Origin of the sequence: Bartonella sp. SD1336NMGDW, assembly GCF_042193565.1 — a bacterium.
Taxonomy (GTDB): Bacteria; Pseudomonadota; Alphaproteobacteria; order Rhizobiales; family Rhizobiaceae; genus Bartonella; species Bartonella grahamii.
In genome coordinates, this window is the sequence record NZ_JBHILW010000007.1 from 28,549 (window position 1) to 43,754 (window position 15,206).

The 15,206-nt window shown below is 37.4% G+C and carries 13 protein-coding genes; 6 read left to right on the forward strand and 7 right to left on the reverse strand.

Going from position 1 to position 15,206, the window contains the following annotated elements; all coding sequences use genetic code 11:
• The first annotated feature begins 120 nt into the window (after positions 1–120).
• The 6 genes from bamA (at position 121) to lpxB (ending at position 7,011) form a co-directional block, all read left to right on the forward strand.
• On the forward strand, positions 121–2,517 hold the full coding sequence (gene bamA / locus ACFIKH_RS05400) for an outer membrane protein assembly factor BamA (protein ID WP_375671140.1): 2,397 nt from the start codon (positions 121–123) through the stop codon (positions 2,515–2,517).
• A 65-nt stretch (positions 2,518–2,582) separates the two neighbouring features.
• Positions 2,583–3,629 (forward strand): UDP-3-O-(3-hydroxymyristoyl)glucosamine N-acyltransferase, encoded by a 1,047-nt coding sequence (lpxD, locus tag ACFIKH_RS05405; protein ID WP_375626258.1) that lies wholly within the window; start codon positions 2,583–2,585, stop codon positions 3,627–3,629.
• Between the two features lies 1 nt (position 3,630).
• A complete protein-coding gene (gene fabZ / locus ACFIKH_RS05410) occupies positions 3,631–4,098 on the forward strand; it encodes a 3-hydroxyacyl-ACP dehydratase FabZ (RefSeq protein WP_375627185.1) in 468 nt (155 codons plus the stop codon).
• A gap of 24 nt (positions 4,099–4,122) precedes the next feature.
• Positions 4,123–4,947 carry an acyl-ACP--UDP-N-acetylglucosamine O-acyltransferase gene (lpxA, locus tag ACFIKH_RS05415; protein WP_375653846.1) on the forward strand — a complete coding sequence of 275 codons (825 nt, stop codon included), beginning with the start codon at positions 4,123–4,125 and terminating at the stop codon, positions 4,945–4,947.
• 2 nt (positions 4,948–4,949) lie between these two features.
• Positions 4,950–5,822, forward strand: a complete 873-nt coding sequence (locus tag ACFIKH_RS05420; protein ID WP_375648411.1) for an LpxI family protein — start codon at positions 4,950–4,952, stop codon at positions 5,820–5,822.
• Positions 5,815–7,011: a lipid-A-disaccharide synthase gene (lpxB, locus tag ACFIKH_RS05425; RefSeq protein ID WP_375648410.1), complete on the forward strand. Its 1,197-nt coding sequence runs from the start codon at positions 5,815–5,817 to the stop codon at positions 7,009–7,011. Before ACFIKH_RS05420 ends, lpxB begins: the two co-directional genes overlap by 8 nt.
• A gap of 20 nt (positions 7,012–7,031) precedes the next feature.
• On the opposite strand, the gene ACFIKH_RS05430 is transcribed toward lpxB, so the two are convergent.
• The 7 genes from ACFIKH_RS05430 to gltX all read right to left on the reverse strand — a co-directional run bounded on the left by ACFIKH_RS05430 (position 7,032) and on the right by gltX (position 15,098).
• Positions 7,032–7,805, reverse strand: coding sequence for an amino acid ABC transporter ATP-binding protein (locus ACFIKH_RS05430; RefSeq protein WP_375627193.1), 774 nt, complete (start codon positions 7,803–7,805; stop codon positions 7,032–7,034).
• Between the two features lie 79 nt (positions 7,806–7,884).
• On the reverse strand, positions 7,885–8,592 hold the full coding sequence (locus tag ACFIKH_RS05435) for an ABC transporter permease (protein WP_375620077.1): 708 nt from the start codon (positions 8,590–8,592) through the stop codon (positions 7,885–7,887).
• Positions 8,589–9,311 carry an ABC transporter permease gene (locus ACFIKH_RS05440; RefSeq protein WP_012755055.1) on the reverse strand — a complete coding sequence of 241 codons (723 nt, stop codon included), beginning with the start codon at positions 9,309–9,311 and terminating at the stop codon, positions 8,589–8,591. The genes ACFIKH_RS05435 and ACFIKH_RS05440 overlap by 4 nt, the downstream gene beginning before the upstream one ends.
• A 79-nt stretch (positions 9,312–9,390) precedes the next feature.
• On the reverse strand, positions 9,391–10,143 hold the full coding sequence (locus ACFIKH_RS05445) for a transporter substrate-binding domain-containing protein (RefSeq protein WP_375648409.1): 753 nt from the start codon (positions 10,141–10,143) through the stop codon (positions 9,391–9,393).
• Positions 10,144–10,634: 491 nt separating this feature from the next.
• Positions 10,635–11,387, reverse strand: a complete 753-nt coding sequence (locus ACFIKH_RS05450; protein ID WP_375626242.1) for a transporter substrate-binding domain-containing protein — start codon at positions 11,385–11,387, stop codon at positions 10,635–10,637.
• Between the two features lie 722 nt (positions 11,388–12,109).
• Positions 12,110–13,405 (reverse strand): citrate synthase, encoded by a 1,296-nt coding sequence (gene gltA, locus ACFIKH_RS05455; protein ID WP_375627199.1) that lies wholly within the window; start codon positions 13,403–13,405, stop codon positions 12,110–12,112.
• 262 nt (positions 13,406–13,667) lie between these two features.
• Complete coding sequence (gene gltX, locus ACFIKH_RS05460) at positions 13,668–15,098, reverse strand: glutamate--tRNA ligase (RefSeq protein ID WP_375653848.1); 1,431 nt, start codon at positions 15,096–15,098, stop codon at positions 13,668–13,670.
• Between the last annotated feature and the right edge of the window lie 108 nt (positions 15,099–15,206).

Sequence of the window (15,206 nt, forward strand, 5' to 3'; positions counted from 1 at the left end):
TGGCGTCGTACATTATAATGAGTAATTAAGGAATGAAAAGTCTCGCTGTAAAGAGGTTGTTATGGCAGTTAGCTTTTTAAGGCATCATGTCCAAGGAACAAGAGTAAGGTAAAAAAGCCAATGACTACAAATTCAAAGTTTTTAAATGCAGCATCTGTATTGGTGTTAAAAATGGGGATGATTGCCCCAGCAACGGTTTTTATGTCAATTGCTGCGGTTGGAGAAATACAAGCGTCTGTAGTCCGTTCTATTGAGGTTCGTGGGAATAAGTTTGTAAGTTCTCAGGCAATTCGAGACAATATCGGGATTAAGGCTGGACAAGGGGTTTCCAGTGCTGATGTTGATAATGCTGTGAAGAATCTTTTCGAATTGGGTTTATTTTATGATGTTAAAATAAATCCGGTAGGTGATAAATTGGTTGTATTCGTAAAAGAATATGAGGTTGTCAATCAGATATTGTTTCAGGGAAATAAATCTTTTAAAGACCCAGATCTTAAGCGGTTTATTTCTTTAAAACCGAATGAGCCTTTTAATTCTGCTAAGCTTTCTGCTGATATAAATACAATTCGTGAAGCTTATAAAACTCTTGGTCGTAATAATATCACTGTCAACGTTCAAACGATTAACCTTGGAAAAGGGCGGGTTAATGTGGTATTTAATGTTGTTGAAGGGCAAAAAACAAAGATTGGTGATATCACTTTTAAGGGAAATAGTGTCTTTGGAAGTCGCCGTTTGCGTGATGTGATTTCAACAAAAACTTCAGGAATTTTTTCGAAGTTGTTGGGAGGTGATGTTTACAGTGAAGAGCGTCTCGCTGCTGATGAAGAAGCTTTACGTCGCTTTTATTATAATCGTGGTTATGCAGATTTTCGTGTAGTCTCTTCTAAAGCGATTTTTGATGCAGCAAGCAATAGGTATAAAATTTCTTTCGTTCTTGATGAGGGTGTGCGCTATAAAATTAGTGATATTCAGGTTGAAAGTGATGTTGATGGAATTGACGTTCAATCTGTGAAAAGGGTGCTTAAAACCCAGCCAGGTTATGTCTATAGTGCAGAAGATATTGAACAGTCTGTTGCAATTATTAATAACAAGGTTGCTGATTCGGGATATGCTTTTGCTAAAGTTGAACCGCGAGGAAATCGTAATTTAGCAAATCATACAATTTCAATTTTATATAATATTGAACAGGGTACACGTGCTTATATTCAGCGTATTGATATACGTGGCAATGAGAAAACGCGTGATTACGTCATTCGCCGTGAGATTGATTTAAACGAAGGGGATGCTTACAATCAAACTTTATTACAGCGGGCAAAACGTCGTCTAGAAAGTTTAGGTTTCTTCAAAGCTGTTAATATTTCAATGGTTCCCACAGATCAATCTGACCAAGTTATTTTGGTAATAGATGTCGTTGAAGCTTCAACAGGAGATCTCTCTCTTTCTGGAGGGTATACAACAGGGGGAACGAGTCCTGGTATGTCCCTTGAAGTTTCTGTTACTGAACGTAATCTTGGGGGACGTGGTCAATATGTTCGTTTAGGGTTGGGTGCAGGGCAAGAAAAATCTCGTAATTATAATTTATCATTTGTTGATCCTTATTTCTTAGGGTATCGTTTATCTGCTGGTGTTGATGTTTTTCGTAGTACTTATCGTGCTGATAAAGCTTATGATGTACGACAGACAGGTGGATCGCTGCGGTTTTCGTTACCTATTAATAATCAATTATCTGCTAATTTAGCTTATTCTTACGTGCAGGAAGAATATGATTTTGGCGGAGAGTATGATTTTGACAAAGAGAGTGACGTAATAGCATTATATGGGAAATATTCTGGTGCGATTGTTCAAGCTGCAAAACAAAGCCCTTGGAAACGTTCATCAATTAGTTATGGTTTCACCTATAATACGATTGATGATATGAGATCCCCCCATGATGGGTGGTACGTGCATCTTCTTCAGGAATATGCAGGGCTTGGTGGAAGTGCAAAGTTCTTGAAGACCACGGGTAAGGCGATGATGTACAAGACTCTTTCTGACCAGAAGGATATTGTTGGTTTGCTTTCCTTTGGGGGTGGTTATATCCACGGAATGGGTCGAGATGGTGTTCGTATTTTCGATATGTTTAAAGCGAATACTGATATGATTCGAGGGTTCAAATATAATGGAATAGGTCCGCGTCAGGTTTCCAGTAAGGGTGAGGTTTATTTCTTGGGGGGAACAACATATATGAATGCGACTGCTGAAGTACAGTTTCCTATCCCTGTTGTGCCTGAAGGGTTCGGGTTGCGCGGTGCTTTATTTGCGGATATTGCCACGCTTTATGGCAATAATTATAAAGCCGTTTTTAAGGGTGAACCGTCTGTTACCAATACCAAAAGTGCTTGGCGTTCATCTGCAGGTGTGAGTTTGATGTGGGATTCTCCGTTTGGTCCTTTGCGTTTTGATTATGCTTGGCCAATAACGAAGCAGGAAGGTGATCGTTTGCAACAATTGAATTTTGGTATTTCTACAAAGTTCTGATTTGAGCGATTTTAAGAAGGAAAAACTTGAAGAGAATAGCTTAAGCTGGGAGAGAAAGTGTTTTGATGGCGGATACATTTTTTTTTACGCCGTCCCGGCAATTGACAGTTGCAAATGTTGCTGAGTTGACGGGTGCAAAGCTTCTTAATCCAGAGTTTTCTCATAAAGTTATCAATACTCTTTCTTCACTTGAGAGTGCTGTGGAGGGTTCTCTTGTTTTTGTAGAGCATCGGAAGTTTTCTGATGCTTTACTGGACAGTTCCGCTGTTGCTGTTTTTTGTACGAATGAGATTGTTTTTAAAGTTCCCGAAACTATGGCAATTTTGGTAACATCCACACCACAGCGTGACTTTGCTCAGATTGGTCGTATTTTGTTTCCAGATTCTGTCAAGCCAATGCCTTGGTTGGGACCCAAGGGGATTTCATCGCATGCGCATATTCATCCAACGGCTAAGTTGGCACATGATGTGTGTATTGAAGCGGGAGCTGTTATTGGTAGAAATGTTGAGATTGGTGCAGGAACTCTTATTTCATCCACAGCTGTTATCGGTGAAAATTGCCGTATTGGATGTGACTGCTATATTGCTCCTAAGGTAACAGTTCAGTGTTCTATAATAGGTGATAAGGTTCAGCTTTATCCTGGTGTTTGCATTGGGCAAGATGGTTTTGGTTATATTGGGGGCGTTTCTGGAATCGAGAAAATTCCACAGCTTGGTCGCGTTATTATTGAGGATGGTGTAGAAGTTGGTGCGAACACGACAATTGATCGTGGGACATTTCAAGATACTGTTATTGGTGAAGGAAGCAAGATTGATAATCTTGTCCAAATTGCCCACAATGTAAAAATTGGCCGCTATTGTCTTATTGCCGCTCAATGTGGCATTGCGGGAAGTACATCGATAGGGGATATGTCTCAGCTTGGCGGAGGTGTCGGAGTAGCCGATCACATCATAATAGGTAAATGTGTTCAGATTGCTGCTCGTAGTGGTGTTATGAATGACATTCCGGATGGCGAAAAATGGGGAGGTAGTCCAGCACGACCATTTAAACAATGGTTTCGTGAAGTAGCGACGTTGCGCAGTATGGGAAAAGTTAAAAAGGAGAAACGCTGATATGATCAGCAGTGAAAAGACTAAAAACTTAGAGGCTGTCGATATTGAAAAACTATTATCAATATTACCGCACCGTTATCCATTTTTATTAATTGATCGTATCGTTGATATTGATGGTGAACAAGGAGCTATTGGTATTAAAAATATAACGATTAATGAGCCGCATTTTACGGGACATTTTCCCGCGAAGCCTGTTATGCCTGGAGTTTTGATTTTAGAAGCTATGGCACAAACGGCAGGAGCAATAGCACTTTTAAATTTAGGCAATAAGCAAACAAATTTAGTTTACCTTATGACGGTTGATAATGCGAAATTTCGTAAGCCGGTTATGCCTGGTGATCAGCTCAAGATTCATGTTCAGCTCTTGAAAAAAAGATCTGGTATGAGACGTTTTTCGTGCGTTGCAAAAGTAGAAGATGTCCGCGTCGCTGAAGCAGAAATTGCTGCGATGATTGTCGAACAAGAATAAAAGATATTTGATGGGAATTTAAAAATGTCCGGTACGAAAATCCATCCAACTGCTCTTGTGGAGAATGGAGCGCAGCTTGGTGAGAATGTACAAGTTGGACCGTTTTGTCATATTAGTTCAGATGCTGTTATTGGTGATGGATGCAGTTTGATGAGTCATGTTGTGATAATGGGGAAGACAACGTTAGGAGCCAAGAGTAAAGTATTTTCTCATGCAGTTTTGGGAGCAGATCCGCAAAATAATAAACATAAGGGAGGGGCTACGACTCTTTCGATTGGTGAAAACTGCACGATTCGTGAAGGCGTAACAATGCATAGGGGTTCCGATTCGAGTGTAGGAATGACAGTTGTTGGTGATAATTGCCAATTTTTTTGTTATGCGCATATTGCTCATGATTGCCATGTAGGGAATCATGTAACATTCGCAAATAATGTGATGATAGCTGGTCATGTTATTATTGGTGATTATGTGATTATTGGTGGGGGTGCTGCTGTGCATCAATTTGTTCGTGTTGGGCATCATGCATTTATTGGTGGTGTATCGGCATTGGTTGGTGATCTCATTCCCTATGGAACAGCTGTTGGGGTACAGGCAAAACTTGCTGGCCTCAATATTATTGGCATGAAGCGTGCGGGACTTGAGCGTCAAGATATTCATGCACTCCGTCATGCGGTTGCTATGCTTTTTGATCATAGCAAACCATTTAAAGAGCGTGTCAGTGATGTTGCTTCTTTCTATTCTTCTTCTCAGTCTGTTCTTGATATAGTTAATTTTATTAAGGAAGAAGGAAAACGTTTTTATTGTACACCAAAATTTGAAGGTGATAGAATAAAAGAACATAAGGATTAAAAATGCCTATTTGGGGAGCCAGAAGTTTTCTTTCCGGCCGTACTGCTATTATAGCAGGAAATGGTGTTCTACCGATTACTGTTGCGCAGGCTCTTGAGAAGAATGGAGAGAATCCTTTTCTTGTGCTTTTGCGTGGTGAGGCGGATTCTGTTCTTTATCGCTATGAGCATTGCGAGCTATCAATTGTGGAGTTAGCGCGACTCGTTAAAATCTTAAAAGAGGCTGGAGTTTATAATGTTGTTTTGGCAGGTGGTGTGAAAAAGCGCCCACTTCTTAAACAATTGCGACTGGACTGGACAACATTTTTAGCTCTCCCTAAGTTAATCGGAGCTTTGAAGAGAGGGGATGATGCGTTATTAAAAGCTTTTATACGGATTATTGAAACGTATGGTTTTCGTGTTGTTGGTGCTCACGAGATAGTCGCAGATCTTTTAGCTCCCATAGAGTTTGATTTAACAGTGCGGCGTGCTACGCGAAAAGAGAAAAAAGATATTTTTTTAGCAGCAGAAGCAGCAAAGCTTTTAGGTCAATTAGATATCGGGCAAGCCGTTGTTGTTGTCCAAGGAAGGGTGGTTGCACTGGAGGGCGCTGAGGGAACTGATAATATGTTGTGGCGTGTTTGTGAAATGCGAGAAAGAGGGCAAATTCCCCTTAAAGGTGGCGTTCTTGTAAAATGTGCAAAACCACAACAGGATAATCGCGTTGATTTACCATCAATTGGGCCCGCGACAATAATGAATATTGCAAAGAGTGGTTTATCTGGTGTTGCGGTGGAGGCAAATAGAAGTCTAATATTATCGGTGAAAACAACAATAGAAAAAGCCAACAAATATTCTCTATTTATAGAGACATTTGAAAAGTTTGGTCATGAATAATTGTTTTTTAAAGATTGCTGTGGTTTCAGGGGAGGAATCTGGTGATTTACTTGCGTCCGATTTAATTTCTTGTTTATCACAACAAACAGGATGCAATATTCATTTGATTGGTGTTGGGGGGAGGCATTTAAAGGCATTAGGTTTAAAAAGCTTTTTTGATTCCCATGATATTGCTTTAATAGGTTTAAAGGAGGTGTTGAAAAAACTACCATTATTGTTGCTACATATTCGCAATTTATCCAAATTTATTGCACAAGAACAACCTGATTGCCTCATTATTATTGATAGTCCTGATTTCACGCATCGTGTTGCAAAAAAGGTGCGCGTTTTAGCGCCTTCTATTCCTATCATTAAATATGTTGCACCAACCGTTTGGGCATGGCGTCCAGAGCGCGCTAAAGCTATGCGCAAGTTTGTTGACCATGTTTTAGCGGTTTTTCCTTTTGAAGAAAAGATTATGCAAGATTTGGGTGGTCCTCCCACGACTTATGTTGGACATCGTCTTTTGACATATCCTTCCCTTTTGATAGTTCAGTCAGAAAAAAAATGCCAATTAGAACAAAGAAATTTGATCGATACACAAACATCATCGCCTACATTAGTTATTTTACCAGGATCACGCAATTTAGAAATTCGTTCTTTGATGCCTATTTTTCGAGAAACAGTAGAGATTCTTGTAAAACGTATTCCTCATTTACGTATTATTTTACCAACCTTACCACGTTTAGCGGATAAAATTCGTGATTTTGTACAAGGCTGGAAAAGCAAAGTAGAAATTGTAGTTGGTGAAGATGCAAAATGGCGTGCTTTTGCACAAGCAGATGTTGCACTTGCAGCATCTGGAACGGTTTCGCTTGAATTAGCATTAGCTAAAATTCCAACGGTCCTTTGCTATAAACTTGATCGTTTTTCTAAATTCTTTTTTTTCCCTAAAATAATTTTATGGAGCGCAGCTCTTCCCAATATTATTTCTGATAAGCCTATTGTACCGGAATATTTTGATGAATTTCTACGCCCAGGCATGTTAGCAAGACAAGTAGAACAACTTTTGTTTAATCCTTTAATACGACAGGCACAACTCGATGCCTTTGAGATGGTAGAACAGAAAATGAAAACTGAAGTACCATCGGGGGTTGTTGGCGCACAAACAATTATCACTCTTTTAAAAAGCAGGAATAAAATTGTATAAATAAAGCAATATGTTAATAATTAATATTTAATTTTAGCCAGAAAATTACAAGCACGTTGGCTTTTAGGATTAGTAAAAAATTCTTCAGAGGCTGTATCTTCAATAATTTTTCCATTTTCTAGAAAGAGTATTCTTTCTGAGACTTTACGTGCGAAGCCCATTTCATGGGTAACACAAAGCATTGTGATCCCTGTATCGGCCAATCGAGCCATCACGTCTAAAACTTCTCCCACACTTTCTGGATCAAGAGCAGAGGTTGGTTCATCAAAAAGCATGACTTCAGGTTCCATACAAAGTGCACGGGCAATCGCAACACGTTGCTGTTGCCCACCAGAAAGTTGTAAAGGATATTTTTCACAGTGTTTTTCAATACCAACATGCGTTAAGTAGCGAATTGCCCGTTCTTGTGCTTGTTGTTTGGAAAGTCCTTGAACTGTCATAGGTGCTAAAATACAATTTTGTATAACACTCATGTGGGGAAATAAATTAAAGTTCTGAAAGACCATTCCTATCTTACGAAGAACATTTTTTTGCTGTTGTATAGGAGCGGTATGGATATCAACATTATGGATACAGATTGAACCTTTTTGTGCTTGTTCTAATTGATTAATACAACGGATTAATGTTGATTTTCCTGATCCCGATGGTCCACAAATAACGATATGTTCACCAGCTTGAACATTAAAGTTGATATCATGTAGGACCTGAAAGTTTCCATACCATTTATTTAGATTTCGAATAGAGATCACAGGGTTTTTACAGGGAGAGATCGATTTATTACTTTTCAAATTCATCTTATTTTATTCTTTCATTGATGAATAACTTGATTAATTCAACATTTTTGTTTGTGAAGTTTTTTATGATCATTTTTATTTACCGTAAATATCGAGTGAGGCGTTGTTCGATAAAAACAATAAAACGATGAATGAGTTCAACGATAAAGAGATAGATAAGAGCAGCCCAAACGTAAACTTGAAAATCGAAAGTCCGTGAATAAGTGAGTTTAGCAACCCCCATTAAATCATAAACAGTAATAAGTGAGGCAAGAGCACTGGATTTAATCATTAAAATCAACTCATTTCCTAGGGGGCGTAATGCTACAATCATTGCTTGTGGAAGAATAACTCTAAAAAATGTGACAGAGTTACTTAGACCTAAAGCTTTTGATGCTTCACGTTGCCCAGTTGTTACGGATAGAAAACTTCCTTTAAAGATCTCAGATTGATAGGCAGCAGAATTGAGAGTAAAAATAAAAAGACAACAATACCACGCGTTTTGAAAAAACCACCACAAACCAACCTGTTGCCAGAAGTCGTTCATTGAACCAAGTCCATAATAAAAAAGGAAGAGTTGAGCTAATAAAGGAGAGCCACGGAAAAAATAGACATAAGCGTTTGCACAATACTGTAAAAATGTATTTTTTGATAAACGTGCAAAAGCGATAAGCATACCAAGAAAAAAACCAAGAGAACAAGAAATAGAAACAAGCTCAACAGTAACAATAAAGCCATTAATAAATTTTGGTCCATAATGACTTAAAAGATCAGGATTGAAAAGGAAATACAGCCACTCAGGAATCATTGACGTAGCACCTTTTTATCGCCTATTTGAGTGTATGTTTCCAAATGGCGTAAGATTGCAGTAAAAACCGCTGAAAATAACAAATAGAGTAAGCATGCTACAAGATAAAATAGCATGGGTTTATTGGTAGCAGCGACAGCTAAGTTCGTTTGTCGCATGAGGTCAACAAGTGCGATGGTTGAAACAAGGGATGTATCTTTCAGTAAAGTAAGCCAATTATTAGAAAGTCCTGGCAAGGCATTTCGGATGAGCTGAGGAAAGACAATACGAAAAAATGTGGTTGACCGTGAAAGGCCTAAAGCTTTAGCCGCTTCATATTGGCCTTTATCAAAAATATTAAATGCTCCAAGCCAAACCTCACAAGAAAAAGCTGCAAGAACCATACTAAGCGCAAGAACACCAGCAACAAAAGCATTGATACTGAACATGATTTCAAAATTAAAATAGTCAAAGACATTTTGAATAAGGCTTTGTAACCCGTAGTAAACTAAAAACAAAGTTAAAAGCTCTGGTAGTCCACGAAATACCGTTGAAAAGAGGCGTGCCATCGCTTTGGCCATCTTAATATTGGATCGAATCATCACTGCATTTAGAAGACCTAGAGGAAGTCCTAGAAGTCCACAACATAATGCCAATGACAATGTCATTCCTGCACTAGAAAGTATAACCGCTCCCCATCCACCATTGCTAAATGATAGCAATGCTAAATTTTCAATCATTTTTGTGTTCCTCATGAAAGAGTTAGATAATATTTTTTAGAAATAACTAGCGGGTTTCATTTAAACATCATATTGATATTTAATAGATATCACTTGTAAAATATTTTCTCATAATTTTCTCATAAGTTCCATCTAAACGGATTTCTTTTAGCGCCTTATTGAACTTATTTTTAAGATCATTATTATTTTGACGCAGTGCAATTGCAACAGGAAATTTTGTTTCTTCTAGAGTTCCAAGGAGGAGACAGCAATCTTTTCCTTCATTTTTAAGCCAATTTAATGCTTGTAATTTATCAACAATAATCACATCAAGTCGATGATTTAAAAGGTCACGATTCACTTCTATTGTGGAAGGGTAGAGTTTAATTTTCACCTCTTCAGAAGCATAATGATCTTCTGCATAGAAAGCTTGTGTTGTATTTGATTGTACACCAAGATTTTTACCTCTAAAGTCTTGTGTTGAGATTTCTTTAATTCCCGAAGCTTTGGTAACAATAACAGCCAGTGCTGTATCGTAGTAAGGATCTGTGAAGTCAATTTTTTGTAAGCGCTCTTGTGTGAGAGAGAGGGAGGCAATGATAGCATCATATTTTTTTGCAATAAGTCCAGGGATCATTCCCTCGAAGTCTTGTGTGACAACAGTACACTCAACATTCATTTTTTTACAAAGTGCATAAGATATATCAATATCAAGTCCCTGCAATTTATTATTTGAGTCAATATAACTAAAGGGAGGGTATGTGCCTTCACTCGCAATTTTTAATGTTTTCGCATCAGCCAATTGGGTGAATAGTGCGGCGCTTATTATAAGAGCTCTTGCTAATAGTTTCATGATGTTCTCCTATTGGATAAGCGGGAAAATATGAAATCACTATGTTTTTATAATCTGTAAGCTTTTTTGGAGCAATTCAAAAATTTATTGATGTTTATTTTAGATCATTATGTTGGACATTATTATCAAAAAAATTATCTTTTTTATTGATAAAAAAAGAATAAATATCTTATTGCTTGTATGATAGCTTAATTTTCATGAAATGATTGATTTGAATCATTTCATGAGTAAAAACTGAGGATTTTTCTTGAAAATAAAGCTATTCAATTTGAACATAAAGAAAAAATTAGATTTTGATACCATAAAAACACAATCTTATTGTTGTCATTATATTCTATAAAACGTTTAGATATCGAGCAACAATTAAAATTATTTTGATAAATGTAAATTTTCTTATAAAAATGCCGAATTCCCAATTACATTTGCATGCCCAATAAAGAGTTTAAAATATTCCTTAAATATAAAGACTGAATTTTAACTCATAGTGATATCTAATCAATATTGAAAGTAAAATATTTTTTCATAATTTTTTCATAGGTTCCATCAGCACGGATTTCTTCTATTGCTTTATTAAAACTGTTTTTAAGATCGTTATTATTTTGACGGAGTGCAATTGCAACAGGAAAATTTGTTTCTTCTAGAGTTCCTAGGAGGATACAGCAATCTTTTCCTTCATTTTCAAGCCAATTTAATGCTTTTAATTTATCAAAGATAATGATATCAAGCCGATGGCTTAAAAGATCACGATTAGCTTCTATTGCTGTAGGATAAAGTTTGATATTCACTCCTTCAGAGGCATAATAATCTTCCGCATATGCAGCTTGTGTTGTATTCGATTGTACTCCAAGATTTTTACCTCTAAAGTTTTGTGTTGAGATTTCTTTAATCCCCGAATTTTTGGTAACGATAACAGCGAGTACAGTACTGTAGTAAGGATCTGTAAAATCAATTTTTTGTAAGCGCTCTTTTGTAGGAGAAAGGGAAGAAACGATAGCATCGTATTTTTTTGCAAGAAGACCAGGAATCATCCCCTCGAAGTCTTGTGTGACAATAGTACATTCAACATTCATTTTTTTACAAAGCGCATAAGATATATCAATATCAAACCCTTGAAGTTCGTTATTTGAGTCAATATAACTAAATGGCGGATAAGAGGCATCGCTTGCAATTTTCAGCGTTTGAGAATTGGCCGATAGGGTAAACAGTGTTGCGCTTATTATAAGAGCTCCTGCTAATAATTTCATTATGTTCTCCTATTAGATAAGCTGGCAAATATGAAACCATCATGCATTTTTATAATCTGTAAGCTCTTTTGGAGCAATGTAAAAAATTTATCTGTGTTCATTTTGCTATCATTATGCTGGATATCATTATCAAAAAAATGATTTATTTTTATCAAGTATGGGAATAAAAAATACAGGAAAAAAGTACACCTCTTGTTGATTATATAATGATTTTTAATAATTTTACTTAAAAAATCAACAAGTTAGATTTAAAAGGAAAACTATTAACTTAAATACGAAGAAAATTTCAGCTCTTAACAGGACAAAATGTAAAGTATTTTTATTCTAATCTACTTGAAGAGAGATAAGAAGTTTTGGCATTTTAAAGAAGCACTTAATGTAAGCCTTTTGCAATTTTATCTGGAGAAGATAGAAAGTAAAATTGTTACATTGCTAGATTTTAATATGCAATAAGGTTTTTAAACACGAGGGAATGACAGGAAATACACTTCCATTAAAGATAATGAGAATTATAAGGTAAAATTTTCAATTTCTTTTTGCTAAATGTTTGGCTAACTTGCAGAAGAGTATTCTCAATTTAAAACTTAGAATTTTAATTTTTATGATGATGTTACCTCTGTAGAAAGAGTTTTAAAATCACGTTTTATAAAAATTCTCAAAGGATATTTTTGGATTATTTTCAATAAAGCTTCAGTAAACTAAAGCTTTATTGATTTCTTTTTTTAATTTGCACGTTCATCTATAGGAACATAGTCACGCATAGCATAGCCTGTGTAGAGTTGTCGAGGACGACCAATTTTTTGTGCAGGGTCTTCAATCATTTCTTTCCATTGAGCCACCCACCCGACACTGCGTGCCAATGCAAAAAGAACAGTAAACATTTCAGTTGGAAAGCCTAGAGCTTTTAATGTAATGCCGGAATAGAAATCAACATTGGGATAAAGCTTTTTCTCAATAAAATATTCATCACTTAAGGCAATTTTTTCAAGTTCTATTGCAATATCAAGAAGCGGGTCATCTTGAATGTTGAGTTCTTTTAAAACTTCATGACAGGTTTTTTGCATGATTTTTGCACGTGGGTCATAATTTTTATAGACACGGTGCCCAAAGCCCATAAGGCGGAAAGGATCATTTTTATCTTTTGCACGTGCAATAAATTCAGGAATTCTTTCAATAGAACCTATTTCTTGTAGCATTTTTAAACATGCTTCATTGGCACCACCATGTGCTGGTCCCCAAAGGCATGCAACACCTGCTGCAATACAGGCAAACGGATTAGCACCCGAGGATCCAGCAAGACGTACCGTAGATGTAGAAGCATTTTGTTCATGATCTGCATGAAGGATAAAGATTTGATCCATCGCCCGAGCAAGCACAGGGTTTGTTTTATATTCCTCACAAGGAACAGCAAAGCACATACGGAGGAAATTTGCAGCATAACTAAGATCATTACGTGGATAAACAAATGCTTGTCCGATACTGTATTTATAGGCCATAGCAGCAAGCGTTGGAACTTTTGAGATAAGACGAACAGAAGCAATCATTCTCTGGTGAGGATCTGTAATATCAATAGAGTCGTGATAGAACGCAGACATAGCGCCAAGGCAGGCAACCATGACGGCCATAGGATGAGAATCACGGCGGAAGCCATGGAAGAAGCGTGCAAACTGTTCGTGTACCATGGTATGCTGCATAATACATCGATCAAATTCATTTTTTTCTTGCTGTGTTGGAAGTTCACCATAAAGTAAAAGATAACAACTTTCGAGAAAGTCTCCTTTCTCAGCCAATTGATCAATAGGATAACCACGATAAAGCAATATGCCTTTATCACCGTCGATATAAGTAATTTTTGATTCACAAGAAGCTGTTGAAGTAAAACCAGGATCATAAGTAAAAATATCGGTTTTTTTGTAGAGAGAAGCAATTTCAATGACCTCAGGTCCAATCGTACCTTTACGCAAGGGAAGCTCTACTTTTCTATCATTCACAATAATATATGCGTTACTCTCAGACATTCGGTATTCCTTTCAGATCCTTCACTTCTAAAAATTAAGACTCTGCTTCATCAGAGTGGGGGATGTATAACTGAAGCTTTTCTTACTTATATTAAGGGTAGATTGCCTCCAAAAGTGAGTACATGCAATCTAAAAATATTCCCTCATTGATCATTATTACTCAATAAAAAATGTATTTCAATGATATAACATAAAAAACTCTTTTAGGGCGCGTTGAGATATCTCTATAGATCCCTATTTGAGGAAATATACTCAGTACACATCATGGGCATATTGGTGTGATAAGTTGGTCCTTGATGCGATGAAGAGCTTCATCGCGTCCTAATAAAATAAGAACATCCAAAACACTTGGTGATGTTGCACATCCTGTAAGAGCTGCGCGAAGTGGTTGGGCGATAGATCCAAACTTGAGATTCTGCGTTTGTACACAAGAGCGAAGTGTTTCATCTAGGTTTTTTGTATCCCAAGAGGGGCAAGCTTTCAGGGCAAGATAAAGATCGTTTAAAATGGTTCGTCCATTTTTATCCAAGAGCATTTGTGCTTTTTCATCAAGTTGTAAAGGTCGTTGTGTAAAAATGAAGGAGGCATTGTCAATCAGTTCGCACAGTGTTTTTGAACGTTCTTTCAAATGCGGGATTGCTTTTAAAAATTGAACACGGCGTTTTTCATCAAGTCTTTCAATAATTTGTGCTCCCCTATCGGTTTCTGGTAGAATATTAAGAGCGGCATCAAAAAGTTCTTGATCATTACTCATGCGCATATAGTGTCCGTTGATGGAATCGAGCTTTTTGAGATCAAAACGAGCAGCACCTTTGTTAATATCTTCAATGTCAAACCAAGAAATCATATCTTTCAGTGACATCAGTTCGTCATCACCATGACTCCAACCTAAACGGACAAGGTAATTACGCAAAGCAGCAGGAAGATATCCCATTGTTCGGTAGGCATCAACACCGAGTGCACCATGTCGCTTTGATAATTTTGCACCGTTTTCACCATGGATAAGAGGAATATGGGCCATAACAGGAATGTCCCACCCCATTGCATTGAAGATAATTGTTTGGCGTGCTGCATTTGTAAGATGATCATCACCGCGTATAATATGTGTTACACCCATATCATGATCATCAACGACAACAGCATGCATATAGGTAGGCGAACCATCAGAACGCAAAATAATGAAGTCATCGAGATCTTTATTAGGAAAACGGACATCACCTTGAACACGATCATGTACAATCGTTTCTCCATCTTGAGGGGCTTTGATGCGAATAACAGGCTTAACACCTTTAGGAGCTTCAGAACTATCACGGTCGCGCCAACGTCCATCATAACGTGGTGGGCGCCCTTCTGCACGGGCTTTTTCACGCATTTCAGCTAACTCCTCAGGTGAAGCATAGCAATAGTAAGCTTTGCCGTTTTTGACCAACTGTTCGGCGATTTGGCGGTGACGTTCAGCACGTTCAAATTGCGAAATAGGGGCGCCATCATAATTAAGCCCCATCCAGTGCAAGCCATCTATAATAGCTTTTACAGCTGCTTCTGTTGAGCGCTCTCGGTCTGTATCTTCAATTCGTAAAAGCATTTTTCCACCGGTATGTTTTGCATAAAGCCAATTAAAAAGAGCAGTACGAGCACCACCAATATGAAGGAAGCCAGTGGGTGAAGGGGCAAAACGAGTAATAACAGACACGAATATTTTCCTTTAAACTAAGATATTTCTTATGGAACTTTATAGAAAAGTCATGTTAGCATAAGTGATGGGGTGTGCAATAGCCGTATTGCGAGTTAAAGTGGGGGA

Bases quoted from the DNA above. Each gene is read 5' to 3' on its own strand.
- bamA (WP_375671140.1), top strand. From the start codon at position 121: ATGACTACAAATTCAAAGTTTTTAAATGCAGCATCTGTATTGGTGTTA.
- lpxD (WP_375626258.1), top strand. From the start codon at position 2,583: ATGGCGGATACATTTTTTTTTACGCCGTCCCGGCAATTGACAGTTGCA.
- fabZ (WP_375627185.1), top strand. From the start codon at position 3,631: ATGATCAGCAGTGAAAAGACTAAAAACTTAGAGGCTGTCGATATTGAA.
- lpxA (WP_375653846.1), top strand. From the start codon at position 4,123: ATGTCCGGTACGAAAATCCATCCAACTGCTCTTGTGGAGAATGGAGCG.
- ACFIKH_RS05420 (WP_375648411.1), top strand. From the start codon at position 4,950: ATGCCTATTTGGGGAGCCAGAAGTTTTCTTTCCGGCCGTACTGCTATT.
- lpxB (WP_375648410.1), top strand. From the start codon at position 5,815: ATGAATAATTGTTTTTTAAAGATTGCTGTGGTTTCAGGGGAGGAATCT.
- ACFIKH_RS05430 (WP_375627193.1), bottom strand. From the start codon at position 7,805: ATGAATTTGAAAAGTAATAAATCGATCTCTCCCTGTAAAAACCCTGTG.
- ACFIKH_RS05435 (WP_375620077.1), bottom strand. From the start codon at position 8,592: ATGATTCCTGAGTGGCTGTATTTCCTTTTCAATCCTGATCTTTTAAGT.
- ACFIKH_RS05440 (WP_012755055.1), bottom strand. From the start codon at position 9,311: ATGATTGAAAATTTAGCATTGCTATCATTTAGCAATGGTGGATGGGGA.
- ACFIKH_RS05445 (WP_375648409.1), bottom strand. From the start codon at position 10,143: ATGAAACTATTAGCAAGAGCTCTTATAATAAGCGCCGCACTATTCACC.
- ACFIKH_RS05450 (WP_375626242.1), bottom strand. From the start codon at position 11,387: ATGAAATTATTAGCAGGAGCTCTTATAATAAGCGCAACACTGTTTACC.
- gltA (WP_375627199.1), bottom strand. From the start codon at position 13,405: ATGTCTGAGAGTAACGCATATATTATTGTGAATGATAGAAAAGTAGAG.